This is a genomic window from Methanoculleus frigidifontis (assembly GCF_030464345.1).
In the GTDB taxonomy this organism is placed as follows: Archaea; Halobacteriota; Methanomicrobia; order Methanomicrobiales; family Methanoculleaceae; genus Methanoculleus_A; species Methanoculleus_A frigidifontis.
This window is the reverse complement of sequence record NZ_VCYH01000006.1, coordinates 74718-99626: the sequence shown is the minus strand read 5'-3', so window position 1 is coordinate 99626 and position 24909 is coordinate 74718. Positions and strand designations below refer to the sequence as shown.

Sequence of the window (24909 nt, the reverse complement as noted above, 5' to 3'; positions counted from 1 at the left end):
ATACAATTATTAATAATTTACGCGTCATCAACAGCACCATAGAGCACGATATTCAAAAAATAACGGCGAAACGGACGGTTTCGCTGATCGATTGCCGTGAGACGACCCCATCAGGATACCATTCGGGGCGCCTCCTTCCGCGCTGCCGCAGGACCGCCCCCGAAGCACCTGAATCCCGGTTCATCCGACCGCCGTACGCGGTGAAATCGCCAGACATAAGACCTCCAAGACACATATTCTACTCGTCCCATGATTCTGCCTCTCGTGATCACAGCAGTTGCTTTCGGCATCACCCTCCTTTACGCCTCATACCGGGACCTGAAGGAGCGACGCGTGCCGCACAAAACCTGGCGGCCCGCGCTGCTTGTTGCCGCACCGATGGCCATCCTGATCTACGGCCAGGCAATCCTTGCAGACTGGCGGACGGGCATTGCGTATATCATCATAGTCGCCCTGTTCTGCGGATTTTTTTACGCGTTTGCAGCCCTCAACATGTTCGGGGGAGCAGATGCATACGCCCTGATCGTCATTACCGCGGCGATGCCGTTCTTTCCGGTCGAACCCCTCCTCGGCATTCCACCGCACGCATTCTTCCCATTCACCGTACTTGCAAACGCCGTCATCCTCAATATCGTCGCCCCGGTGGCGCTCTTTCTCCGGAATATTGCAGAGGGGAACCGTGCACCGCTCCCGTATCTGTTTCTCGGGTTTCCCGTCGACGGCAGGAACATCCAGAACGTCTTCGGGTTTGTGATGGAAGATATCGAAGAGAGAGACGGGATCGTAGAACGACGGTTCGTCGGGTTTGCCGAGACGCTCCGGCGGATGGCATCGGGAAAGGGGCGCCGGTATACAAAGGACCTCCGGCTGCACCCCGAAGAGCACCGGGAGGAGCTCGCACTCTACCGGAAGGCCGGACGGGTATGGATCTCGTACGGCATACCGTTCATCATCCCGATCACGGCAGGATTCATGACAGCGCTCTTCATTGGGGATATCCTCTACTGGATTATGAAAACTCTGGCAGGAATGTGATACATATATGGCGATCAACTTTGACAGCGGGCCGATACCGGTGATTGTCCAGGACAGCGCCACCCGCGAGGTACTCATGCTGGCATACGCAGACAAAGAGGCACTCAGGCTCACCAGGGATACGGGGTATGCACACTACTACAGCAGGAGCAGGAGAAAACTCTGGAAGAAAGGCGAGGAGAGCGGCCACGTTCAGCGGGTCATCCGAATACTCGTCGACTGCGACGAAGATACCATCCTCTACCAGGTGGAGCAGCAGGGCGCGGCCTGCCATACGGGTCATATGAGTTGTTTCTACAGAACCATTGGCGGAGAAGAGATATCCGGGAGAGTCTTTGATCCAGAGAAGGTATATGCTAATAAGGGTGAATGACCTCAACTATATGGTGATATTTTTATGAAAATTGTACCCGATACAAGCGTCGTGATAGACGGGCGCATCACCTCAATGATAAAAAATGGTGAATATAGAGGCGCAACAATAATTATCCCCGAAGCGGTTGTCGCGGAGCTCGAGGCTCAGGCGAACCAGGGACGGGAGATCGGTTTTTCAGGGCTCAACGAGCTCCAGGAACTCTATAAAATGACGGGCGAAGGGCTCATCGAACTGAAGTTCGCCGGTGAGCGGCCGAGCCTGGAACAGGTGAAGCTCTCGAGCGGCGGTGAGATCGACGCGCTGATCCGCAGTGTCGCCCACCAGTACGAGGCCAAGTTCATCACAAGCGATCTCGTGCAGGCGGAGGTTGCGAAGGCAAAGGGGCTCGACGTCCTCTACCTCCGGCCGCAGATAGGAGACTTCTCTCCACTCTCAATCGACCAGTTCTTCGACGAGGAGACGATCGCGATCACCCTCAAAGAGAGGGTTCCCCCGATCGCACGGAAGGGCAAACTGAAAGAGATGCGGCTCGTCACCCTCAGGGATGCACCGCTCTCCGAGCACGAACTCAGATATATGGCTCAGGAGATTCTGGAGCGGGCAAAGCGCGATCCCGACGGCTTCATCGAAGTGGAGAAGCGCGGCATCACCGTGGTGCAGATCGGATCCCTGCGGATCTCCATCGCAAGACGGCCGTTCTCCGACGGTATGGAGATCACGGCAGTCCGTCCGCTCATCGACGTCTCGCTCGACGATTATAACATGGCGCCCGAGATCAAACGGCGTATCCTCGGAGACCGCAGAGGGGTGCTCATCGCCGGACCGCCGGGAACGGGCAAGACGACGCTGGCACAGAGCATCGCAACCTTCCTCGCCGACAACGACGCCATCATCAAGACGATGGAGGCTCCGCGAGACCTGCAGGTGCCCGATCACATCACCCAGTACGCGGCCCTCGACGGGAGCATGACGAATACCGCCGAGGTGCTCCTCCTCGTCCGCCCGGACTACGTCGTCTTCGACGAGCTTCGAAAGAGTGAGGATTTCAGCGTCTTTGCGGATCTGCGGCTTGCGGGAATGGGTATGGTCGGCATCGTGCATGCCCAGGGCGTTGCCGACGCCCTGCAGCGCTTCTGCGACCGTGTCGATTACAGTGTTCTGCCGCAGATCATCAATACGATCATCTTCGTCCTGAAGGGTGAGATCGCCAAGATCTACGATCTCGAACTGACCATCAAGGTTCCCGAAGGGCTGTCGGGCGAGATGCACATGCGCCCGGTCGTCGTGGTGCGGGAGCATAGCAGGCGCAGCGTGGAGATTGAGATCTTCCGCTACGAAGGCGAGACGATCGTGATGTCGATCGGAAAGGGGGCTGAAACGCCTGAAGAACCCCAGAAACCGACCGTAGAAGCGCAGGAGCCGGAAGAGAACGTTTCATGGCGGCTGGCTGAGAAGGAGATCCAGCGCGAGATCGGGAGATATACCGAAGGCCCGATCGAGGTCCGGATCGTGAGCGACAACAAAGCAGTCGTCTATATCGAGGACAAGGATGTCCCCGCCGCGATTGGAAAGGGCGGCAAAAACGTTGCGGCAATCGTGAACAAGCTCGGTATCGGGATCGATATCAGACCTCGGAGCGAGCTTGAGACGAAGAGACCGGCAGAGGAGGAGATGCAGGTCAGCAGCGGTATTCGGATCCGCATCGACAAGAAGCAGCTGACGATCATCTCCCCCGAACACAAAGGAAAGATCGTCGATGTCTTCGCCGGCAAGGAGTATCTCTTCACGGCGACGGTCAACGATGACGGCGATATCCTGCTCGCCAAGAACAGCACCATCGCCCAGGAGATGATCAAGCGGTACAACGAAGGAGAGACGATCCGTCTGCGGCCGGTATAAGGAGTAATACGGAGAGAACCGAACCAATTGCGGAGGAATTCTATTGAGCGGAGTTGATATGCACCAGAACGAAAAAGAGCTGATTGCTCGATGGGATCATGCCTTTGAAGCCGATCCGGCAGAGAGGGAGAAATACTACCTGACGGTAGCCTATCCCTACCCGAGCGGCGCCATGCACGTCGGGCACGGGCGCACCTACATCGTGCCGGACGTGATCGCACGGTTCCAGCGGATGCATGGCAAGCAGGTGCTCTTTCCGATGGCCTTCCACGTCACGGGAACGCCGGTCATCGGGATCTCAAAACGGATTGCCAACGGCGATAAGAAGACCATCGGCCTGTACCGGAACCTCTACAAGGTGCCCCAGGACGTCCTCGACCGGTTCATCGACCCGATGGAGATCGTCCGCTACTTCAGCGAGGAGTACACGCGGGTCATGCAGCGGTGCGGCCTCTCGATCGACTGGCGGCGGCGGTTCATCACCATCGACCCCCAGTACTCGAAGTTCATCGAGTGGCAGTACAAACACCTGCACGAAGAGGATCACGTTGTCAAGGGCGCCCACCCGGTGAAGTACTGTCCCCAGTGCGAAAACCCGGTCGGAGACCACGACCTCCTCGAGGGCGACAAGGCTGAGATCATCAGGTTCACCCTGGTGATGTTCCGGTGGGGCGATGCCCTGGTACCGTGCGCGACGCTCCGCCCCGAGACGACGTACGGCGTGACGAACCTCTGGGTGAACCCCGGCACCACCTACGTGCGGGCGAAGATCGACGGACGCGAGTGGATCGTCAGCCCCGAGGCCGCCGAGAAACTCCGCCTGCAGGACAACGACGTCCGGGTTATGGAGGACGTCCCGGGAACCGCCCTGATCGGTGAGACCGTCTCCCACCCGCTCTCCGGCGACGTGCCCGTCCTCCCCGCCTCCTTCGTCGATCCGGATATGGGCAGCGGCATCGTCATGAGCGTGCCCGCCCACGCACCCTTCGACTACATCGCGCTCCGCGACCTCCAACAGCAGGGGAAGTACGCCGATATTACGCCGATCTCGCTTATCAGCGTCGAGGGCTACGGCGAGTTCCCGGCAAAAGACGCCGTCGAGCGTGCAGGCATCACCGACCAGAACGATCCCGCCATGGAGACGCTCACCCAGGAGGTCTACAGCGCCGAGTTCTCACGCGGACGCCTGCACGACCAGTACGGCGGCAAACCCGTCCGGGAAGCACGTGACGACGTGGCCGAGACGATGATCGCGCAGTACGACTCCACCGTCATGTACGAGTTCGACATCCGCCAGGTCATCTGCCGCTGCGGCGGGAGGGTCTTCGTGCGGATTCTCCACGACCAGTGGTTCCTGGAGTACAGCGATCCTGCGTGGAAGACGGAGATCCACGATCAGCTTGCTGAGATGGCGCTCGTCCCGACCGAGGTCAGGGCAGAGTTCGACAGGACGGTCGACTGGCTGAAGGACTGGGCATGCACCCGGCGGGTCGGGCTCGGAACAAAACTGCCGTGGGACCCGGCGTGGATCATCGAGCCGCTCTCGGACTCGACCATCTACATGGCCTACTACACCATCGCCCACCATCTCAAGGCGATCAGCCCGGAGAAACTCACCCCGGACGTCTTCGACTACATCTTCCTTGGGCAGGGGGCACCGGAGACCGTCGACCGTGCAACGCTTGATGCTATCAGAGGCGAGTTCCTCTACTGGTACCCCTACGACTACCGGTTCAGCGCCAAGGATCTCATCTCAAACCACCTCACCTTCCAGCTCTTCCACCACCGGGCAATCTTCCCGCATGACCTGCAGCCGCAGGGGATGGTGGTCTTCGGCATGGGTCTTCTGAACGGGGCGAAGATGTCCTCGAGCAAGGGGAACGTCTTCCTGCTCGAAGATGCCATCGAGGAGTTCGGCGCCGACACGGTCCGGATGTTCCTGGTGGGGAGCGCCGAGCCGTGGCAGGACTTCGACTGGCGCAACGAACTCGTCTCTTCAACGAGAAGGCAGATCGAGCGCTTCTGGAACACCATTATGGAGGCAAAGGACGCCGAAGGCACCGCCGGCATCGATGCATGGCTCCAGAGCAGGCTCCAGCAGCGGATCGGCAGCACAACCACAGCGATGGAGGCGTTCCAGACCAGGCAGGCACTCCAGGAGGCATTCTTCGGTATCGAGTCCGATCTGAAATGGTATCGGCGGCGGCTTCCGGAGGGGATCGGCGGCGCTGTTCTTCAGGATCTCTGCCGGGCATGGGTGCGGCTCCTAGCACCGTTCATCCCCTTCACCTGCGAGACGCTCTGGAAACACCTCGAAGGACCGGGCATGGTCTCCTTCGCAGACTGGCCGGTGACCGACGAGGCGCTGGTCAACCCGGAGATAGAACTTGCCGAGGAGCTCCTCCTCCGAACGGTGGAGGATATCGAGTCGATCGTCAGGCTCATCCCCATGGAACCCGCCTCGATCAACCTCATTGTGGCGCCCGCATGGAAACACGAGATCTTCCGGACGGTAGCCACAACCGCCGACAAGACCCGGGTGGTCAGGGAGGTCATGAAGGACGAAGAGATGCGCAAGCGCGGCCGCGCGGCAACCGATACGGCGCAGCAGATCACCAAACTCGTCCTGAAGTTCCCGCCCAAGCTCGTGGAGCAGCTCCTGGAGACCTCGATCGACGAACGTGCGGTTCTGCAGGGTGCAAGCGAATTCCTAGCAAAGGAGTTTTGCGTGCCGGTGCGGATCCTCACGGCCGAAGAGAGCGGGCACCCGAAGGCATCCGGAGCCCTCCCCTTCAAGCCCGCAATTGTAATCGAGTAATATAATCTTTCTTTTTTGGTACGCCTGCAGGATTCCGGTCTACTTTCGCCCCGCAGGGCTCTGCGGCGAATGCGAGTATCGGGCACAGACGGGCTGCAGGGGCTGCACGGCGATACATAAGCCGTTCTGGGGCGACAGTTGTCCGCTGAAAACCTGCTGCGAGGCAAAAGGGCTGGAAAACTGCGGTCAATGCGAGGAGTTTCCCTGCGAGGCGCTGATACGGTTTGCATTCGACGAGAGCCAGGGCGACGACGGAAGAAGAATCGCACAGTGCAGAGCATGGTGCGGAGAGTGAGGAGGCGATACGTACGGCGTCAAGTCCGAAGTTTGCAGCGTTCGTAGCCGAACATCTCGCCGGTGCGGGGGATAATCACATACAGAAAAATGTTCGGCGAATACGGCTTTAACTGCGACGGAAAGTTTTTTGCCTGCGTCTGCGATAACCGGTTCTTCGTAAAGATTACCGAACAGGGAAAGGAGTTCATGCCGGACGGTAAGACTGCACCGCCGTACACGCGGATACCCTGTGCCCCACTTCCGGCGCCGATACCCGGGAAAAGAAGAGGTTATCCCAATACTCTCTGGCAAGAGAGGCCGGCCCCGTATGCCCTAACTTTAGATACGGGGATTTGAGCGTATACCGCATTCTTCCCCTGATGAGGCTTGTCCCGGGGACGCCCTTTTTCCCGGGCGTCTCCCCATGCCGTGGACCGTGGCGGCCAATTGCCTCCGGGGTGGGGCCGACGGGGAGGAGTTTTCCCCTCCCCTGTCTCCCGCGAAGATCCCCAGGACCGCATCAACCCCACCCCTCAAAGGGCGGGGGCAGTCATGGCGATACCCAGGGGAACGCCGTGCCCCCGAATACCCCGGATTGCGGTCATCCGGAGCAAGAGATGGGATCTCATCAATTGCCTGAACCCCGCCGATAGCAACGGAAATACAGTGCAGGCATACGGTACGTTGACGCCAATGGGGAAGACGCCCTCCCGCACCCTCCCCCCACGCGATACCCCCAGAAATATCGTGTTTGTAGGTTCTGCCTCTGATTGCACCTCCTTGGCTGATACATCGAGATGTGTTGCGTCGATTCGGATCGAACGTTTCCATCCACGAATACTTTTGGGATGACCTCAAAGATAAACCACTGAACCCGTTTCAGGGGAAAACGGGGACTGACAGTTTTTGCGGGCTTTGAGCCCGGGAGACCCCGTCACTATCCCCGCACCGCTGCTTCACGTGAAACCGGCGGGAGGCGGGATGAGAAAAGTATCGACCGGCCGCCTCACTCGGCCATCTTCTTGGCCTTCTTCGCCCGTTCTTTCGAGTTATATCCGGTTGCCTGCTCAAGATATCTGCGGAAACGCCGGTTCGTGTCGATGATCGTCTCATCGTCCACATCTGTCCTCGACTCCGTGTCGACGATCAGGGTCTTGCCCTTCTCACCCGTCCAGACTTCAAGACGCTTCAATGCACCGTAGCTGACGACATAGTGGCCGTCCGACTCCTCAGGCTCGATCCCGAACTGATCCCGGAGACCCTGAACCATGTTTTCCGCGAGATTTTTGCCGTAGCCACGTTTTATTGAATACTCTTGCATAATATTTTTAAGGGACATCCAGCTATGTTAAACTAATCCGACGGGGAGCGAAGTGATCGTATGGATGATATAAAGGTAATTGCCAGGGACCTCGGAAGCGCTGAAAAATCAGTGCTTATAGGGTTTCCGGGCAGCGGGCTCGTGGGCAGTATCGCCCTGCAGTACCTGGTCGAGCAGATGGAGTTCGAACAGATCGGATCGATTACCAGCAAATACTTCCCGCCGGTGGCGCTCATGGCAAAAGGCGTGATCAGCGCCCCCGTGCGCCTCTACGAGAAGGACAGCCTTGCGGCGATCGTCTCGGACGTCCCGATCCACCCCATGATATGCTACGAGGTGGCAAACGGCATCATGAACTGGCTGGTACAGTACAACCTCCGGGAGATCGTCATGATTGCGGGAATTACTACAAACGAACCGGAAAAACGGGTCTTCGGCGTGGCGACCAACCAGAACGTGCTGGAGAAGATCGCTGAGAACACGATAATCCTGCCGATGGGCAGCATCTCCGGGATTGCGGCAAGCATTCTCACGGAGTGCAAGACCAGGGGGATTCCCGGGATGGGGCTTCTCGGAGAGACCGTGAACACCCCGGACCCGCGGTCATCCGCCTCGACCATCGAGGTGCTCAACAAGATCTACAGCCTCGGCCTTGATGTGCAGCCTCTCCTCGACCAGGCGGTTGAGATCGAGGCAGCGATGGCACAGATCGCCGAACAGGTGCAGAAGACCGAGACGGCACAGCCCAAGCGTGAGCAGCTGCCGATGTACGGGTGATAGCCATGAAGTGTACAGCATTAACCGGGATATCACCGTCCGTTATCGCCGAGCTCAAGGCAGGGAAAGCCCGGACACTCGAACTCTCGAGTGCCCACAACATCATCTCGCTGACCGACGCCACACCGGGAGAATGCATCTTCATGACCTCGGTCGACCAGGACGACCTCTCCGATGGCGATCCCGGGATTCTCGTCGAGCTGCTCTCGCTCAATATCAGTATGAAGCGGATCGTCGAGTTCGTCAACCCTGCCTACTTTGAAGAGCGCGAACGGATGTCGGCCCGGATCAAGATCCGGTACTCGGGATCGACGATCGCCCGCAATGTCGAAGGAGAAGATTGGGGAAAACCGACGAAAGTGGATGTCATACGGTCGTCCTGTTACCGGGCAGGGTGAACGCTTCCGTCCACCCCCTTTCTGAAGAGAGGTGCTGCCGCCATTCAAAGGCTTAATTACCACAGAGCCACAACAAATATGGGAACACCATCAGGGTCTGTGGCTTAGCCAGGACATAGCGCCGGGCTTCTAACCCGGACGTCGGGGGTTCGAATCCCTCCAGGCCCGTCTTCTTCTTGCCTGCACCAGTGCAGGGACACCCAAAGCCCGAGCGGAGCGTGGACACGCTGCTTCCTGGCATATGAGAGACAGCAGAAAAGCACTGCAGCAGAGACCGAAACCGGGAGCGCGGCACTTCACCTGGTTGTCGGAACGATCGCCGCGGCCTGTGCGCATCGCGCGTGTTCCGACGGCGGCCGGCAACGCCGGTGCCGCGAAAAAAGATTGGCCGAGGTCACCGGACCTGCGTCCCCGGCGGGACAGGGCGGAGCGGTACGAGCAGGGACGCCTCGTCGCCGGCGGCAAGGATCATCCCCTGGCTCTCGACACCGAAGATCTTTGCCGGTTCGAGGTTGGCGATCATCGCCACGTCCTTCCCGACGAGCTCGTCGGGCGTGTAGAACTGGGCGATACCGCTGACCACCTGCCGCTGCTCATCCCCGAGGTCGACGGTCAGTCTGTAAAGTTTCTTTGAGCCTTTAATCGGCTCGGCCGCCGTTACCCGGGCGATCCGGATCTCGAGCTCGGCGAACCGATCGATCGGAACGGTGGCGGCCGCCTTCTTCTCTTCGGCCTTCCTCGCCTGATCGACCCGCTGCTTCAGGAGTGTCTCGAGCGCCGAGAGCCGGTCGTCCTCGATCTTGACGAAGAGCGGGGCGGGCTTATGGAGCTGCCGCGCTCCGAGCGGCTCTGTACCCTCGCTGACAGCGTGCGTGCCGGCAGCGTCGGTGTTGCCAAGCATCTCCCATGCACGCTGCATCGTCTCGGGGAGGAGCGGTTCGAAGACGAGCACCAGCGCCTTTACAAGCTGCAGGCAGTTTGCGATCACCTGCTCGGCCGCCTCCTTATCCTGCTTGATCAGTTTCCAGGGGGCGTTGTTCTGGATGTATGCGTTGCCGAAGGAGGCGAGCGTCATCATCGCATCGGCGGCGTTTTTGAACTCGTAATCCCGCATCGCCCGGTCGACGGCGTCGAGCGCCCGCCCGATCTCCTCGACGATCATCGGCTCTGCCGCCAGGGAGGATGCACCGGAGAACTCCTTGGCGGCGAAGTGCATGGTGCGGTAGATGAAGTTGCCGAGCGTGCCCACGAGTTCGTTGTTCACCCGCTCCTGGTAGATCTTCCAGGAGAAATCAAGCTCCTTGGTGTGATTGGTATAGGTCAGGAGGTAGTAGCGGAGGTAGTCGGCGGGGAGGCCCTGGTCGAGGTAGTCGTCGTTCGTCCAGACGACGTATCCCCGGGATTTAGAGAACTTCTTCCCCTCGATCGTCACCATGCCGCTCGCCACCACGGCGTGCGGGAGGCCGACGCCGGCACCCTCGAGGAGCGCCGGCCAGAAGATGCAGTGGTGGTAGATGATGTCGCCGCCGATGAAGTGAGTGACCCGTGTATCATCGCCGCACCAGAGATCCTTCCAGTCCCTGCCGGCGCCGTTCGCCCACTCCTTCGTGAACGATATGTAGCCAATGGGAGCATCCACCCAGACGTAGACGACGAGGTCGTCCCTGCCCGGGAACTTCACGCCCCAGTCGAGGGTGCGGGTGATGCACCAGTCGTGGAGTGCCTCCTTCACCCAGCCGAGAGCGTAATTCCGGGCGTTCGAAGTGCCCCGGAGGTCCGGGAGATACTCGAGGAGGAAGTCCTTGAACTCACCCAGTCTGAAGAAGTAGTGTTCCTGATCGCGGTATTCGGCCTTTGCCCCGCAGACCTTGCAGACCGCATCCTTGATCTCGCCAGGCTCGAGGTGCTGCCCGCATCCCTGGTCGCACTCGTCGCCACGGGCTACGGCGCCGCAGTAGGGGCAGATTCCCTCAACATACCGGTCCGGGAGGAACCGGCTGCAATCCGGGCAGTAGCTCTGGCTGACGGTCTCCGCGTAGATGTATCCCCGGTCGATGAGCCGCTGCACGAGGTCTTTTGTCAGTTCGTGATTGGTAGGGTCGTCCGTCATCCCGAACCGGTCGAACTCCACCAGCATGCGTTTGAATGTAGCGTCGAAGTGCTGGTGATACCGCTCCGAGAGCTGGCGCGGTGTCGTGCCCTCCTGCTCCGCACTGATCACGATGGGTGTCCCGTGGTTGTCGGACCCGCAGATAAACACAACATCCTCACCGACGCGCCGCATATACCGCACGTAAAAATCAGCAGGTACATACGTTCGCAGATGTCCAATATGGCAGGGTCCGTTCGTATACGGAAGCCCGCACGTCACCAGCAACGGCTTACCACTCATCCTTATCATCTCTGATTGCGATGCTAATAATAGTGTTCGACACACGGGACGCTGCGTCTGCGGTGTGTGCGAGAACGCCGGCACACCCAGCGGACAATTGAACATCTGGCGAAGAGGCACCGGTAAGAAATGGCAAAACGTCGCGACATCCCGGTTCAATCCTACGGCTCCGAGGTCGGGACACCCTCGGTCGAGGAGCTTGCGGCATGGATCGCCGGACGCCGGGGACGGGCAGGGGGCGACCTCGTCACCTACCAGCTGGAGACGTCGCTTGCCCTGCAGCAGCCGATAGCGGACCCCTGTGTCGGCGGGATCTTCTACGCTCAGCGCCTCCGCGATGCCCTGATCGGGTTCCGTGAAGGAGTGCTGAAGGACGAGCCCGGCATCGATCCGCGCGAGGTTGCGGCGGATGCACGGGCGCTTGTCGCAGAGAAGAAAGGTATCAGGATGGCAATCCCCGCACCCCACCTGCTCGGGCTCGCCGACGACTATATCGGGGATGCGGAGGAGTTTGCAGAGCTCACTGCGGAGCTCTATGCACGCCTGATGCGGGAGATGCGTGACGCCGGCGTGTGGGGGCATGTCCTGATCGCCGATAGTGCCGATGCCATCGAGCTTGAAAACCTCGCCGGACGCCGGTGCACGTTCTTCCCGCGGGATCCGGCGGTGTTCGACCTCGAACTGCTGCTCGAATACCAGACCGAACTTCCCATCCTGCCCGACCAGCTCCCCTGGGCGATCGACCGGACCGAGGAGTACTCGATACGGCGCCTGGTGCTGATGCACGCAGAGAGCGGCGACCTTGCCGCCGCGGCCGAGTACACCGACCCGGAGCGCCTCCGGGCGGGAGGCTACTGCGAGCAGGACTGCGCCGGCTACTGGCAGGCCCGCGTGGACGAGGCCTTTATTCTGAGATAGTGCCGGCGGCCTCGACGAGGCGGCGGTAGTGGCGGTTCTTCTTCAGCAGCCGGAAAGCCAGCCGGTCAAGAAGCGAGAAATCGAACGATCCCCCGGCCGCATGCGGGTGGCCGCCGCCCCCGAATTCGCGTGCGATAAGGTGGCTGATCGGCGGGACGGAGCGGATGGAGAACCGGCCGTTTGGGGAGACGATCACCTCGATCTCGGTATCGAGGCGGTCACGGATAGTATGCGCAGTCTCGCTCGGGTAGCCATACAGGGGGGCGAAGACGATCCGGTAGGGCTCTCTATAGACCTTCGCGTGTCGGAGGCTCTGCGCGATCTTCTCCTCCATCTCGCGGAGAATTTCTGCGTACTCCGCTTCGATGCGTGCATCGGTGAAGACGCCTCGTACCAGGCAGTCGCGGACGTAGTCGCGGCTCTGCTTGCGCATGACGACCTGCCCGAGCACCTTTGAGCGCGGGTCTTCGTGTTTCCAGAGGTCGTAGTCGCAGACCACCCGCGCAACCTCCGCCGCAACCGGGCTGTCCGGTGCGAGGTCTCGGGCAACGATGCCGGTGGCGCAGGTGGAGGTGTCGACGTGAAGCAGGTTGACGATCTTTTCGACCGACCGGATCTCCTCGTCACGCCAGCGGTGATGATCCCGCCATTCGATCCGCCAGCCATTCGACCGGGCTTTTTTGATCCGCTTCCCCACGTCCCTGAAGCAGCCGAGATCAGAGATGCTTAAGAGGTCGCCGCGGCCGGGCGCACCGGCGACAGCATCGAAGAGGGCAGGGAACTTCCCGACCGATGCCCAGATCGTGAAGACGTCGCCGTGCACCATCCGGTGAATGGCATCCCCGCCGGCGGCGTCGAGATCGTTGTGGGTGAGATGAACGACGTGCTGGCTCCGCTCCGAGAGCGCCTTCATCAGGTTCGATTCCCTGCCGTCCTGTCCGCTGCTCCGATCCATCGGTATAAGGTTCGGCCCGGGACAAGATAAACAGCCACGTCTCCGGGTGTCGATGCCGGAATAGCGAGAGTCGGAGAGGCGTGGGGAAGTGCCGATCACATCATTTATTAGGCTCTACAACCAACACTGATCTCCAAGCCTCAGTAGCTCAGTCCGGGAGAGCGCCAGACTGAAGATCTGGTTGTCCCCGGTTCAAATCCGGGCTGAGGCACTCTTGTTTTCCGGTTTAAATCCGTAACGTAAGTTTCGTTCGGTCTCCGACAACCCTCCAGCCCGGAGCGGATATAAACGACGTTCATCTCCGGGAAGTGCTGGATGAGAAGAGAACTTTCGCCGGGAGCCTCCGGAGAGGCACTATCGATCTTTCGTACCGCGAATGTCGCGTGCCGCTTTGCTGATGCCTTTCCACCGTTTCCGCTCAAGCCGGGTGAGCCCGATCTCGGCTTTTTCCTGCTGGAACGCAAGCTCTTTTGTGAGCAGAATATACCGCTCAAGGCGATCCTGTGAGAGGAGACCCTCCGCGACCGCTTCGCGGACCGCACACCCCGGCTCATTCTCATGCCGGCAATTCGAAAACCGGCATCCGGCTGCCAGCTCACGAATTTCCGGGAATGTATCGCTCAACCCAGAACCGGCGGTGCCGAGCCCGACCTCGCGCAGCCCCGGATTGTCGATGACCAGCGCACCGCTCTCGAGGATGAACATCTGGCGGACAGTGGTTTTATGATGCCCTTTCCCATCGTACTCCCGCACCCGGGCGGTATCCTGCACGGCCCGGTGCAGCAGGGTATTGATCAACGTAGATTTCCCGACCCCCGATGACCCGATGAGGGCAACGGTTCTGCCGGGTTCGAGAAACGGATCGAGCGCCGAAAGGCCAAAGCCGGTCACGGCGCTGAGTGCAATGACCGGCACCCCGGCGGCGACGGGAGCAACCGCCGACGTGAGCACCGAGGGATCGTCGGCAAGGTCGGCTTTGCTGATGAGAATGACCGGCTCTGCACCGGACGCATGGACGACTGCCAGGTATCGCTCGAGCCTGTGGCAGTTCAGGTCGGGGCCGGCCGCAGTCACGATAAAGACGGTGTCGATGTTTGCAGCCAGCACCTGGTCTTCCCCGTCTTTGCCGGGGACACCGCGGGTAAAGACAGTCTTCCGCGGAAGGATATCCACGATCAGAGAGACTCCCGCATCAGGCTTTTCGAGCAGTACGACAAAATCACCTACTGCCGGCATCCGACCGGCACGGTGAAGCGCTCCGGAAATACCGGCCTGAATAAATCCGGAATCGGTTATAACGTCAAAGACAGTGCGATGCCGGCTTGACACCCTTCCCGGGATATACGAGCCCCGATAGCGTTCAAACGCAGAAGCGAATGACCCATTCCACCCGAGACCCTCGAGCGTGAACGGATGCGATGAAGTGAATCGTGCGGCATCTCTGTTCATAGCACTCTTTTCCGAATCATGTATGTTCCCGAATGACGAAAAAGATTACACTACGTGAGGGATATCTCCAGGGGAGCTTTGGGGAGGGGGATGCCGCACCGACTCACGCAATCGGCGCGTAGATCCAGGTAACGAGATCGTCCTCCGGCGTTTCGCAGGGGTCGTTGACATAGACCTCGCGCAGGGGGGCGATTATGTCTTTTTTGTTCGCCGCAAGCCAGGCAAAGAGCTCTTCGTACGCCTCTCCACAGTCACGGTACGGCCCCATATGGATGATCCGCGCCATCGTGCCGCCCGGCAGCTCGTAGACCCGGATCTCACCATCGCCCTCGACGGCGCCGGCGACGGGGAAGACTACTTCAAGGTCTGCGTTCCCGGCCTCTGCAGCCTGCATGGCCGCCTCCGGAGATTCTTCGTGGCAGAGAAACGCCGGGGGAGCCGTGATCTCGATGTCCCGGCGCGTTGCAAACTCTGCAAGTTCCATGATCATCGGAGCGATCTCTTCATACCGTCCGCGGCGGCGAATGCCGATGACCTGCTGTGGAAGGACATCCACAACTGCAACATTCTTCATATGAATTCCTCGTCATCTATGGCTCCCCAAAGCCTCATCAAGGTTGTGGAACAGCATCCCACAGCAAAAGCAGAGCGGAGTGGACGGCGGTCAGGCGTACCGCCAGACTCCCTCCGGAACGACGATCTCGAAGCAGGCACCGTCTCCCTCCGCACCGGCCTCCCGGATAGTCATTCCGGTGATGGAGAGGATCTCCCGCACCAGGAAGAGCCCGTACCCCGTGTTCTTCCCGTATCCCCGCTGGAATATCCGTTCTTTCGCCGCCACAGGGATCCCTGCGCCGTTGTCGCTGATCCGGAGTATGCCCTTTCCATCCCTGACAGTGAAGGTGACACGGATCTCTGTCGCATGCCCGCCGTGCCGCACCGAGTTCTCGATGAGATTAAAGAATGCCTTCTCCAGCATTGAATCGGCAAATATCTCTGCAGAGCCGGTATCGATTGCCACGGCAACACCGGCAGGATTGAGGGATTCCGTGGCCGCAGACACAACGGCCTCGATCCGCTGCCATAACGGCGCCTTCACCCCCATGTCCTCGTAATCCCGGGTGAAGGTGATCTGGCGCTGAATCGTACGGGTCAGTTCCATGATGCGACGGTAGTAGTCCTGCGCCTCGGCACCGGCAGGAAGCGACTCCCCCAGGAGCTCCATATACCCGACGATGCCGGTGATCTGATTGAGGATGTCGTGCCGGGTGATACTCGAGAGGAGCTGGAGCTTGGTATTGGCCTGCTGGATCGCTTTCTCGGCTCTCAGGCGATCGGTGACGTCGTGCATCGCGGCCAGCAGGACGGTCTGCCCGTGCAGTGACAGGGCTTTCAGGGAAACCTCCGTATCAATGAGGGTGCCGTCACTCCGTCGGTGCTGCCAGAAGACATGCTGCGGGGAACCGGCACGTGCCTCAAATACCAGCTCCTGCGCACGTTCCACAGATCTTCTGCCGTCGGGCTGCACCTCAGGGGATATCTCTGCAAAAGTCTTCCCGAGCAGCTCCTCCCGGGTATACCCCAGCAGCTCCAGAACCCGGCCGTTGCAGTCGACGATGGCGTCGGTCAGCAGAAGCACCCCATCGGACGAATTATCAAAGAGCGTGCGATACTGCTCCTCGCGGTCGCGCAGCTCCACTTCCACACTCCTGCGCTGCAGTGCGATGGAAGCCTGGTGGATGAATGCCGTAAGGACGGCAGGGTCGTCAAGGTCGTGCCCCTCCGGAAGATAGATCACCGCGTCGGCATAGAGCCGCCCGTTCCAGGTGAAGCCGACGCCATAGATCGGGCCTCCGCCGGTCGCCTCCTCAAGGCACCTGCAGACCTCGGGCGAGACCTGCCCGAAGGTGCATTCCTGCAGGCCGCCGGGGATCTCCGAGAGCTCGCCGGTACGCATGGCCTCGATCGCCCAGGAAGGGACGGCGAAGCCCAGCCCGTCCTCCCGCAGATCACGGAGCTCCTCCATGGCGTGCCGGAACCCCGGCGAACCTGCGATTGCACGTACTTCCAGAATCCGACTGGCATCGTCGATCGAGGCGATGACGTTCGACGAACCCGGCACGAATTCCAGCAGGCGGTCGCTGATGTAGCCGTAGATATCGATCGTCGGCGTCATCTCCACGAACTCGGTCGCCGTCCTCGACAAAAATTCGAGGTTCTGCATATGCTTTTGATCGAGCACCTCGATCCGCTTCCGCTCCGATATGTCGGTTATCGTACCCAGTATTCCCTGCGCCCGGCCGTCGCGCCGGACGCAACTGGACGCGATCAGCACCGGAAACGTGCTCCCGTCTTTCCGAAGAGCGGTATACTCCGCAGAGTAGGGACGCTCCTCCCGCATCAGGCGCGCGATACCCTCCTTCGCCCGCTCGCGGTCACCCGGAACGACCGTCTGCAGGACGTGCACGCCCCGGTGCAGATCCTCGGGGGAGTAGCCGAACGCCGCAAACGCGCTCCGGTTCGCAAACGTAAAGCACCCGTCTCCACCGATCTCGAAGACCGGCTGCGGCAGAAGGTCGGCAAGTTCCCGGAAGTGCCGTTCACTTTCCCGCAGGGAAGCTTCGTCCTGTTTCCGCTCGGTGATATCCTCCAGCGTCATGATGATGACATTGTTCGGGAGAAGGTTCGCCGAGATCACAAGATTCCTCTCCGTCTGGTCGGGAAACGTGCAGCGCGCTTCGTAACCGGAGACGTCCTCTCCCCGCCGCAGGCGATCCAGAAGCGCCTGGCGTTCCTCCGTGTTCGGCAGAATCTCGTCGAGGGATCTGGCATCCCATGGCGCCGCTCCGGCACCCATCCAGGTGCATTCACGGTTTGCCTCAATGACCGCGCCGGTCCTCTCATCGATAAGACAGATGGCGCTCCCCGCGTGATCGAAGACGTTCCGGTACATCATCTCCTGCACTTTCAGGTTTCCGGATATAACCGATATGCCGACGCCGAGACTGACGAAGACATAAAACTGCATCGTAGCAGCGATGAGCACCTGCGTATCAGGGAGCGCAAGACCGTACACAAGAGCAAGATACGCCACCGCACAGGACGCGGAAAGAAGGATACCGCGCTGCGGGTACTGAAACGCCGCAAATATCACCGGAAAATAGAACAGGTGCGCAAGAAAGAGGTACATCCCGCCAGAAAGAAAAAACATGCCGAGCTCTGCGATCAGGATGGTGAATATGATCAGTCCCAGAACACTGTAGAGGATGAAGGCATCTTTCCTGTAGTGCAGCACCCGGCAAACACCTTTCCAGAGATTGGTTGCACAAAACCAGGTATATACCTTTCCATAATGGAAACATAATACTTCAGTGCAATAATCAATTTTAGCAAGAAAAATGCCTTTTTAGCGTGAAAATCTCGGTTAAGGAGCGATCCCTGTTGCCGAAAAAGAAAGCGGATCTCCACCACTCCGGGGATGCATTCCCGGAGTCCTGCCGTCCCAAACGTGCCGACAGCAGACGCTCATATCCCAGGAATTCCGGTACCGCGCATGAAAACAGAGCCATAAAAACAATCGCCGCTGCAGTATAAAATACAAAATATATTATTGTGCGGCTGTATACCGTACCTGCACCTTTAGACACCGCAGAGATCGTTGGCGCAGAGAGGATCGGAATACTCCTATCCGGGAACCCTGCAACGTACGGGCAGAACCTCCCACCGCCACACCCGGAGAACAGGAATGACAGCATGAAAGAGACACCACGCGAGCTCCAGAGGCGCAGAATGCACGCATCCCTGGCGGCGATCATCGAGTGTGCGGCAAAACTCCCCTCCGAAAGCAGAGAGCGTCTGTTCGATGCCGCAAAGACGCTTGCTGAAGAAGTTGATGCGATGCAGCACGATGCACCCTGCAGGATCGCCACGGCGGATGAGGGCATGGAAGACGCGTTCCCGGAGATGCTCTTTCGGCTGCAGCAATGCTCGTGCCTCCTCCGAACCCTTCCCGAAGAGATCCTTATCGTTGACCGCGACCTGCACTGCGTCTACAGCAACCGTCAGGCAGAACTCGCCCCCCGGCTTCCGGAGCCTCTCACGGAGAAGATGCAACAGGTCTTTACAACCGGAGAGACAGCAGCCGGCGAGATGGAGTACACGGACGGTGGCGAGGCGCGCTGCAGCGAATACACCGCACGGCCGCTTCACGGCCGGAACGAAGAGATCAAAGCCGCCCTCTGCATTCTGCACGACATCACCGGTCAAAAAAACACGGAAAAGCGGCTCAAAACAAGTGAAAACCGTTTCAAGCGCATATTCGAGACTTCTCCCATCGGTATCGCCTACTGCACCGCGCGTGGGCGCCTGCTCGACGTAAACCCGGCATTCACCTCCATACTTGCGCTGAAACAAAGGCGGGGTAGTGAGGACTTCAACATCTTCCGGGCGTTTGCCTGTCTGGAACCGGAGTTCGACAGGCTCCGCTCCGGGGAGATGCTCCACGCAACCGTCCCCTATGACACCGGGCCGCACCGCTCCGGCGGCGTTAATCCGCGGCCCGCCACGGTGTATCTCAATCTCATGATCAGCCCGGTCATCCCGGCAGAGACCGGGTTCATCAAAGGATACCTCGTCCAGGTACAGGATATCACCCGGCAGGCACGGATTGAAGAGCAGAAACAGCGGGCTTACGATCAGATTGAAAAGAACATCGAGCAGTTTGCAATACTCGGCGACCATGTCCGCCACCCGCTCCAGGTGATACAGGGCCTGGCGGATCTGCTCGACGACGAGCCAGCGTCCGGGAAGATTGCCAGGCAGGTGCAGAGAATTAACGAGATCGTCAGGCAGCTCGATCAGGGGTGGGTCGACTCCCGGGAGATCCGGGAATTCCTCCGCCGAAATGAACTGTATCAGGAACCGTCGGGTCAGATAAGGTCTGCGGGGAGCGGCTCTGTACGCTGACCGGATGAAGATTTAGCGCTGCCGGATCTCCCCGCCCGTCCTCGGGCATCGCCCCTCTGCCCCGGTTCCGTCTCCGGGCTCCACACAGCCGGAGGGCGTGGTGCCGGCCACGGGTGCACGGGAGCGTCAGAGATACTCCGCACCGTTCACCGTATCGGAGGTCATGACCCTCGGGTGATAGCAGATGACGCTGCCACGGGCGGTTATCTTTCCGTTGACCAGCTGATCGGCAACCGTGAGGTGATCGAGGACACCGCGCGTCAGAAGGAAGTTCTCCCGCACAAACTCTCTCCCCCGGCTTCCCATCGTCTCGGCCAGATCGGGATTTTTGAGGAGGTAGATGATGCGGTCTGCGGTCTCCTGGACGGTCGAGACGAGATAGCCATTCCACCCGTCCTTAACCTGAAGCGGGATCCCGCCAACGTCCCCGGCGACGACGGGTTTGCCCTTCCAGAGACCCTCCGAGACCGTGAGGCCGAAACCCTCTTTTATCGATTTCTGCACGATGATCTGCGACGCCCGCTGCAGGGCGTTGATCTCGCGGGGGCTGTCCGGCGGCAGATCGAGAATATGGATATCGGGATGCTCCTCCGCCGCCTGCCGGACGTTCCGCAGGACAAGGAAGCACTCGGGGTCGTCGCACGCCCTCCCGCCGACCAGGAGGAGCTGACAGCCCTTCTTCCTGCACGACTCCCGTTCCCGGACATGCTTGAATGCCTGGATCACACCAACGGGGTCTTTGAAGATGTCGTAGCGCGAGACCTGGGTGATCAGCGGCCTGTCCGGATCGACACCGTACTTCTCCAGCGTCGCCGTGATCTCCGTCTCTGAAAGGTCCCGGTTCTTCTCAGAGAGGGGGTCGATGAAGGGAGGGACGATGAAGCTGGGCACGTGCCAGAGTGGGAGATACTGGAAGCTTGAGAAGATGCTGGCATGGTATTGCTCCACCAGTTTCCGGATGAGCCGACCGATCTCACTGACCGAGTCGACCGAGAGCGTTTCAAGCTGCACGTGGCATCGCCAGATCAGTCGTTTGCGCATGAGTTCGTCACGTGCCAGGAACTCAATGAGGCCGAGAGGCTGGGGGTCGTGGACGGTGACCACGTCGGACTCCTCGTCGATCAGACCGTCATTCTTGCGGAGCGTCTCCCAGTAGGTCTCGATCATGGACGGTGAGAAACCGTCCTTGCCCTGGAGGAAGTTGTGGAGAGTCTTTGTCACCTCAAAGAACGCAGGTTCCGCCTCCATCACGCTCCACGTCGTCTTCAGGCCGAGAGCGGTCAGGAAAGGAATATACGAGTTTAATATCTCGGCCACTCCGCCTCCCGAGCGTGTCGAGTTGATCTCCTGAAATGCAACGCCGCTTAGCCGGTCCGTGAGTTCTTCCAGTGCCGCTATCTTCTCGTCACCGACGATCGTTCGGTACTCCTGCAGGGAGGGAGGGGGCGGCAGATCTGTCACCTTCATCAAAGTCCACTGAATGATACAACAGCACCAGAGACTTGAAAGTATTTTCGGTTTTCCAAAAACCTTCAGGCGGCGAATCATGGAGCGGTGCCGGGATAACCGCCTAACGGAAGAGCAGAAGACTGCTGTCCCTTAGAGCAGATCTCAAAAGAATTCGTGGGCGAAACGATCGATCGGGATCGACGCAACTCATTTCGATGTATCAGCAGAACGGAAGTGCATCAGAGGCAGAGCCTAAAAAAACGATATTTCTGGCGGTATCGCGTGCGGGGAGGGGGCGGGCTCCATTAGCGCTAACGTACCCTCCGGGTGCACCGAAATTCCTGTTGCTATCGGCGGGGTCCAGGCATCAGATGAACTCTCATCTCTTGCTCCGGATGACCGCAATCCGGGGCATTCGGGAGCACGGGCTTTCCCCCGGGGCGATAGCCGCCACGGTCCACGGCATGGGGAGATGCCCGGGAAATGGGTCGTCCCCGGCACCAGCCCGGTCAGGGGAAGAACGCTTGAATTCCTGTATCGAAGGGTAGCGCTAATGGGCACCGCCCCCTTCCTGCCGGAGAGTGTCGGGATACCCTCATACGCCGCCGGGCAAGAGTAGTGCGCAGGGAAACAACCGGCAATCCTCGTACAGGGAACCGGGAGCGTTTGCAGAGCCACGGATCACCCTGTGCATGCCGCGGCATATCCGGCCATCGGCAGATCTCCCGGGACAAAAAAGACATTCAGGAGCGTAAGTCAGGTGTTTTTCCGGCTGACTTCTCCTCCAAATGAGAGGAGTTCTCTTTGGGAAGAATTCTCTCCAAGACTGTTTTCAACTCGGCGAGCGAGAGGGGTTTTTCCAGGACACCGACGATATCGTCTGCATACCGTGAATACTCCTCCGGCCAGACATGCTTTGCGGTGAAGAGCAGAACCGGGATGTCTTTCAGCTCCTCGTTGCGCTTGAGCTCCTCGAGGAACTGCCACCCATCGATCGGGGACATCATGACATCAAGGATGATCAGTGCAGGCCGCTCTTTCTTCAAAATTCTCAGTGCATCCCAGCCATTATGCACCAGAAGAGGCTCCCGGTCGATCTTGCGCAGCAGTAACTCCATCACTTCGAGCGTCGGTAGATCATCGTCTACCACCATAATTTTATCTCCCACTTCCTCACACCTCCTTGGATATACGTATCGTAAATGTACTTCCCGCTCCCACGTCACTGGCAACGGTTATCTCTCCCCCATGCATCTGGACATACTTTTTGGCGATCGATAGCCCGAGCCCCAGACGCCCGCATTCACGGTTCAATTGCGTTGCATCTCCGACGTAGAACGGCCTGAAGATCGACCCGAGTACCTCATAGGGGATACCGATGCCATTGTCGGTTACCATAATATAATGGTTCTGGTTTGACTCAGTATACCGTATCCATACATTCTTCGGAGGGCTATTATACTTTACTGCATTGGAGATCAGGCTTCCGAGTACCTGGTACATCCTGTCGGAATCCCCGCGGATATACAGGTTCTCCGGCACCTCGTTCGCGATCTCCGCCTGCTGGTCGTATCCCCCGTCGAGTACAACCGTATCGATGAGCGCCCGGAGATCAACATCCGCAATATGCAGCTCGACATGCTCCATGGCGAGGAGAGAGAGATCGAGCATCTTGTCGACGACGGCACGTTCGTGGCCAGAACTTTCCAGGCAGAGCGCCAGGATGCGACATGCCTCCTCGTTCAGGCCGTAATAGTCAGGGTCGTCAAGCATCAGCCGGAGATACCCGATGATCGGCTGGAGGGGCGTTCGCAGCTCGTGGGCAGCGGTCGTAAGAAATTCTTTCCAGTGATCGATCTCCCATTCAAGCTGCATGCACACCATCTTCTGCTGTTTCACTTCAGTGACGTCGCGTGCGACCCCGACGATGCCGATCAAATTGCCGCCTCCGCCGAGCATGGGGCTGAGTGTCACGGAGAAAACGTGGGAAGAGCCGTTAAAATCGCAGGTGAGGTCGTAGGTGGTCGCTCTCCGAGTCTCGATCACCTCCGCAAGCTGCAGCGCATGCCGCTCTGCCGCATCGGAGGGAAGAAGGGCGTCCATCCGTTTCCCGACGATCACTGCAGGGTCGATGCCGTTCTCTTCGGCCCGTACCCAGTAGAAGTGGAGGAACCTCCCATCGGCATCCTGCATGAAGATGAGATCGTGGGACTGATGGATGAGGCTCTGGAGGCGACCGTTGCTCTTGAGCAACTGGTCGCGCTCGCTGCGGAACTGCCCGATATCGACCACGGAACATTCGTAGAGGGTATCAGGGGGGAGCGAACGGCAGGAGAGCAGGACGGCATGGAAGTCACCGCTTCTCGTCAGGAAGGTCTGCTCGAGGTTCCCGACGTACCCTTCTCTGCGCATCGCGTCGGCAAACCGCTGCAGCTCGGCGGCATCCGCCCAGAGTGTCTCGGGAGGGACGCCAAGGAGCTCGTACGGTTCGCATCCAAAGATCTCGGCGCACCGCCGGTTGACAGCCAGAATGCGCAACGTGCCGGTATCACAGAGGAACCGAGCATCATCGGCCTCTTCGATGAGCCTCTTGTAGCGTGAAACGGCGAGATGTGTGTTCTTCGTGAAGAGGGACGTCGCCCCGAGCATCCAGAAGAACAGCGACGAGTATAGCCCGAGCGATATAAGGTCGACCGAAGATCCGATGGTGAAATAGTGCAGGTGGATGAGCAGAAAACCGGCGACGAGAACACTCGTAACTTTGAGTCCCTGCCGGGGAAACCAGAGTGATATCAGGACAATCGGGAGGCAGTAGACCAGTGGATAGTACTGCTCGACGTGGTTGCCGAGAGCACAGACGGTGACCATGAGGGATACAAGAACAAGTGCCAGTATCACCACCATCTTCACGAGATCGCCTTCGCTATAGAGGTTCTCCCACAAGACCAGATGCGTGGAGCGGTTCTCGGGCATACTAGGCACTGAAGACTATTCAAGTTGCGATATTTAAAACATTCGTAATTGTAAAAGGGAAATATCCCATATTTCCCCGAAAAACCTACAAATATTGTCGTGCATCCCCCCAGGGCGGATCAAAAACCCGTCCCTCCCCGGAAAGCCCTGATACGGCGACGAAGCGGCGCTCCAGGAAACCCAGGGTATAATTGCTGCCGGTGTTGTACATACATGATACATGCGTCCATATGTCTTTGTTAATGTGGCGATGAGCGCCGACGGAAAAATATCCACAAAGGAGCGAAGACAGGTGAAGATCTCCGGAAAGAATGACTTTTTGCGGGTCGACCGGATCAAGGCGGAGAGCGACGCCGTCATGGTCGGCATCGGAACGGTCCTCGCCGACAACCCATCGCTGACGGTAAAGAGCCAGCAGCTTCGCGACGAGCGCAAACGCGAGGGAAAAGATGAAGACCCGGTGCGGGTGGTCATCGACAGCCATGCGCGAACGCCTCCCGACGCCGACATCCTCAGAAAGGGGACGGGCACGCGGATCATCGCCGTCTCCGCAGCTGCTCCACAAGAAAGGGTTGAACACCTGAAAAAAGTTGCAAACGTCGTCGTTGCCGGCAGCGAGAGCGTCGACCTGCCGGAAGTTCTTGCAATCCTCTATCAGCACGGCGTCCGGCGGCTGATGGTTGAGGGAGGCGGCACCCTGATCTGGTCGCTCATCAGCCAGGGACTGGTCGACGCGATGTACACGTACATCGGCAGCATGGTCATCGGCGGCAGAGATGCACCCACGCCCGCGGACGGCGAGGGATTCCTGCACGAATCCGATTTCATCAGGCTGCAGCTCTCTGAGGCTGAACCGATGGACGACGGCCTGCTCGTCAGATGGGACGTCCGTATCATTCGCTGAAAAA

Annotated in this window: 20 protein-coding genes and 2 tRNA genes; 13 read left to right on the top strand and 9 right to left on the bottom strand. The window is 59.3% G+C overall.

Annotated elements, in window-relative coordinates:
• Positions 1–264: 264 nt before the first annotated feature.
• The 6 genes from FGU65_RS10170 (at position 265) to FGU65_RS15905 (ending at position 6761) form a co-directional block, all read left to right on the top strand.
• On the top strand, positions 265–1035 hold the full coding sequence (locus tag FGU65_RS10170) for an A24 family peptidase C-terminal domain-containing protein (protein WP_367652379.1): 771 nt from the start codon (positions 265–267) through the stop codon (positions 1033–1035).
• A gap of 7 nt (positions 1036–1042) precedes the next feature.
• Positions 1043–1408, top strand: a complete 366-nt coding sequence (hisI, locus tag FGU65_RS10165; RefSeq protein WP_301664349.1) for a phosphoribosyl-AMP cyclohydrolase — start codon at positions 1043–1045, stop codon at positions 1406–1408.
• 24 nt (positions 1409–1432) lie between these two features.
• Positions 1433–3310 (top strand): PINc/VapC family ATPase, encoded by a 1878-nt coding sequence (locus FGU65_RS10160; protein ID WP_301664348.1) that lies wholly within the window; start codon positions 1433–1435, stop codon positions 3308–3310.
• Between the two features lie 43 nt (positions 3311–3353).
• Positions 3354–6128 (top strand): leucine--tRNA ligase, encoded by a 2775-nt coding sequence (gene leuS, locus FGU65_RS10155; RefSeq protein WP_437344445.1) that lies wholly within the window; start codon positions 3354–3356, stop codon positions 6126–6128.
• A 1-nt stretch (position 6129) separates the two neighbouring features.
• Positions 6130–6423, top strand: a complete 294-nt coding sequence (locus FGU65_RS15910) for a DUF3795 domain-containing protein (RefSeq protein WP_367652382.1) — start codon at positions 6130–6132, stop codon at positions 6421–6423.
• A 62-nt stretch (positions 6424–6485) separates the two neighbouring features.
• Positions 6486–6761, top strand: a complete 276-nt coding sequence (locus FGU65_RS15905) for a TfoX/Sxy family protein (RefSeq protein WP_367652378.1) — start codon at positions 6486–6488, stop codon at positions 6759–6761.
• Between the two features lie 649 nt (positions 6762–7410).
• Here the strand turns inward: FGU65_RS15905 and FGU65_RS10150 are convergent.
• Positions 7411–7725: a DUF5611 family protein gene (locus FGU65_RS10150; RefSeq protein ID WP_301664347.1), complete on the bottom strand. Its 315-nt coding sequence runs from the start codon at positions 7723–7725 to the stop codon at positions 7411–7413.
• A 60-nt stretch (positions 7726–7785) separates the two neighbouring features.
• Between FGU65_RS10150 and FGU65_RS10145 the strand changes: the two genes are divergently transcribed.
• The 3 genes from FGU65_RS10145 (at position 7786) to FGU65_RS10135 (ending at position 9068) form a co-directional block, all read left to right on the top strand.
• Entirely contained in the window at positions 7786–8502 is a 717-nt protein-coding gene (locus tag FGU65_RS10145; protein ID WP_301664346.1) for a proteasome assembly chaperone family protein, read from the top strand.
• Positions 8503–8507: 5 nt separating this feature from the next.
• On the top strand, positions 8508–8900 hold the full coding sequence (locus FGU65_RS10140; RefSeq protein ID WP_301664345.1) for a DUF473 domain-containing protein: 393 nt from the start codon (positions 8508–8510) through the stop codon (positions 8898–8900).
• Between the two features lie 93 nt (positions 8901–8993).
• Positions 8994–9068 (top strand) — tRNA-Arg (locus tag FGU65_RS10135).
• A gap of 226 nt (positions 9069–9294) precedes the next feature.
• Here the strand turns inward: FGU65_RS10135 and metG are convergent.
• Complete coding sequence (metG, locus tag FGU65_RS10130; protein WP_301664344.1) at positions 9295–11292, bottom strand: methionine--tRNA ligase; 1998 nt, start codon at positions 11290–11292, stop codon at positions 9295–9297.
• Positions 11293–11421: 129 nt separating this feature from the next.
• Between metG and FGU65_RS10125 the strand changes: the two genes are divergently transcribed.
• Positions 11422–12210, top strand: coding sequence for a hypothetical protein (locus tag FGU65_RS10125; RefSeq protein ID WP_301664343.1), 789 nt, complete (start codon positions 11422–11424; stop codon positions 12208–12210).
• Here the strand turns inward: FGU65_RS10125 and FGU65_RS10120 are convergent.
• Entirely contained in the window at positions 12197–13165 is a 969-nt protein-coding gene (locus tag FGU65_RS10120; protein ID WP_301664342.1) for a phosphoesterase, read from the bottom strand. The two genes, FGU65_RS10125 and FGU65_RS10120, sit on opposite strands and share 14 nt — an antisense overlap.
• Positions 13166–13302: 137 nt before the next feature.
• On the opposite strand from FGU65_RS10120, the gene FGU65_RS10115 reads away from it, so the two are divergent.
• Positions 13303–13376 (top strand) — tRNA-Phe (locus tag FGU65_RS10115).
• A gap of 143 nt (positions 13377–13519) precedes the next feature.
• Here the strand turns inward: FGU65_RS10115 and rsgA are convergent.
• From rsgA to FGU65_RS10100, 3 genes are all read right to left on the bottom strand, one after another.
• A complete protein-coding gene (gene rsgA / locus FGU65_RS10110; RefSeq protein ID WP_301664341.1) occupies positions 13520–14401 on the bottom strand; it encodes a ribosome small subunit-dependent GTPase A in 882 nt (293 codons plus the stop codon).
• A 316-nt stretch (positions 14402–14717) separates the two neighbouring features.
• Complete coding sequence (locus FGU65_RS10105; protein ID WP_301664340.1) at positions 14718–15188, bottom strand: GyrI-like domain-containing protein; 471 nt, start codon at positions 15186–15188, stop codon at positions 14718–14720.
• 90 nt (positions 15189–15278) lie between these two features.
• Positions 15279–17909: a PAS domain S-box protein gene (locus FGU65_RS10100; protein ID WP_301664339.1), complete on the bottom strand. Its 2631-nt coding sequence runs from the start codon at positions 17907–17909 to the stop codon at positions 15279–15281.
• A 458-nt stretch (positions 17910–18367) separates the two neighbouring features.
• Here FGU65_RS10100 and FGU65_RS10095 point away from each other — a divergent pair, with 458 nt between their 5' ends.
• A complete protein-coding gene (locus FGU65_RS10095; protein WP_301664338.1) occupies positions 18368–19579 on the top strand; it encodes a PAS domain-containing protein in 1212 nt (403 codons plus the stop codon).
• Positions 19580–19705: 126 nt separating this feature from the next.
• On the opposite strand, the gene FGU65_RS10090 is transcribed toward FGU65_RS10095, so the two are convergent.
• The 3 genes from FGU65_RS10090 to FGU65_RS10080 form a co-directional block, all read right to left on the bottom strand.
• Positions 19706–21046 (bottom strand): glycosyltransferase, encoded by a 1341-nt coding sequence (locus FGU65_RS10090; RefSeq protein WP_301664337.1) that lies wholly within the window; start codon positions 21044–21046, stop codon positions 19706–19708.
• 725 nt (positions 21047–21771) lie between these two features.
• Positions 21772–22182 carry a response regulator gene (locus FGU65_RS10085; RefSeq protein WP_301664461.1) on the bottom strand — a complete coding sequence of 137 codons (411 nt, stop codon included), beginning with the start codon at positions 22180–22182 and terminating at the stop codon, positions 21772–21774.
• A 19-nt stretch (positions 22183–22201) separates the two neighbouring features.
• Positions 22202–24001: a PAS domain-containing sensor histidine kinase gene (locus tag FGU65_RS10080; RefSeq protein WP_301664460.1), complete on the bottom strand. Its 1800-nt coding sequence runs from the start codon at positions 23999–24001 to the stop codon at positions 22202–22204.
• Between the two features lie 220 nt (positions 24002–24221).
• Here FGU65_RS10080 and FGU65_RS10075 point away from each other — a divergent pair, with 220 nt between their 5' ends.
• Positions 24222–24905 (top strand): 2,5-diamino-6-(ribosylamino)-4(3H)-pyrimidinone 5'-phosphate reductase, encoded by a 684-nt coding sequence (locus tag FGU65_RS10075; RefSeq protein WP_301664336.1) that lies wholly within the window; start codon positions 24222–24224, stop codon positions 24903–24905.
• Positions 24906–24909: the final 4 nt, after the last annotated feature.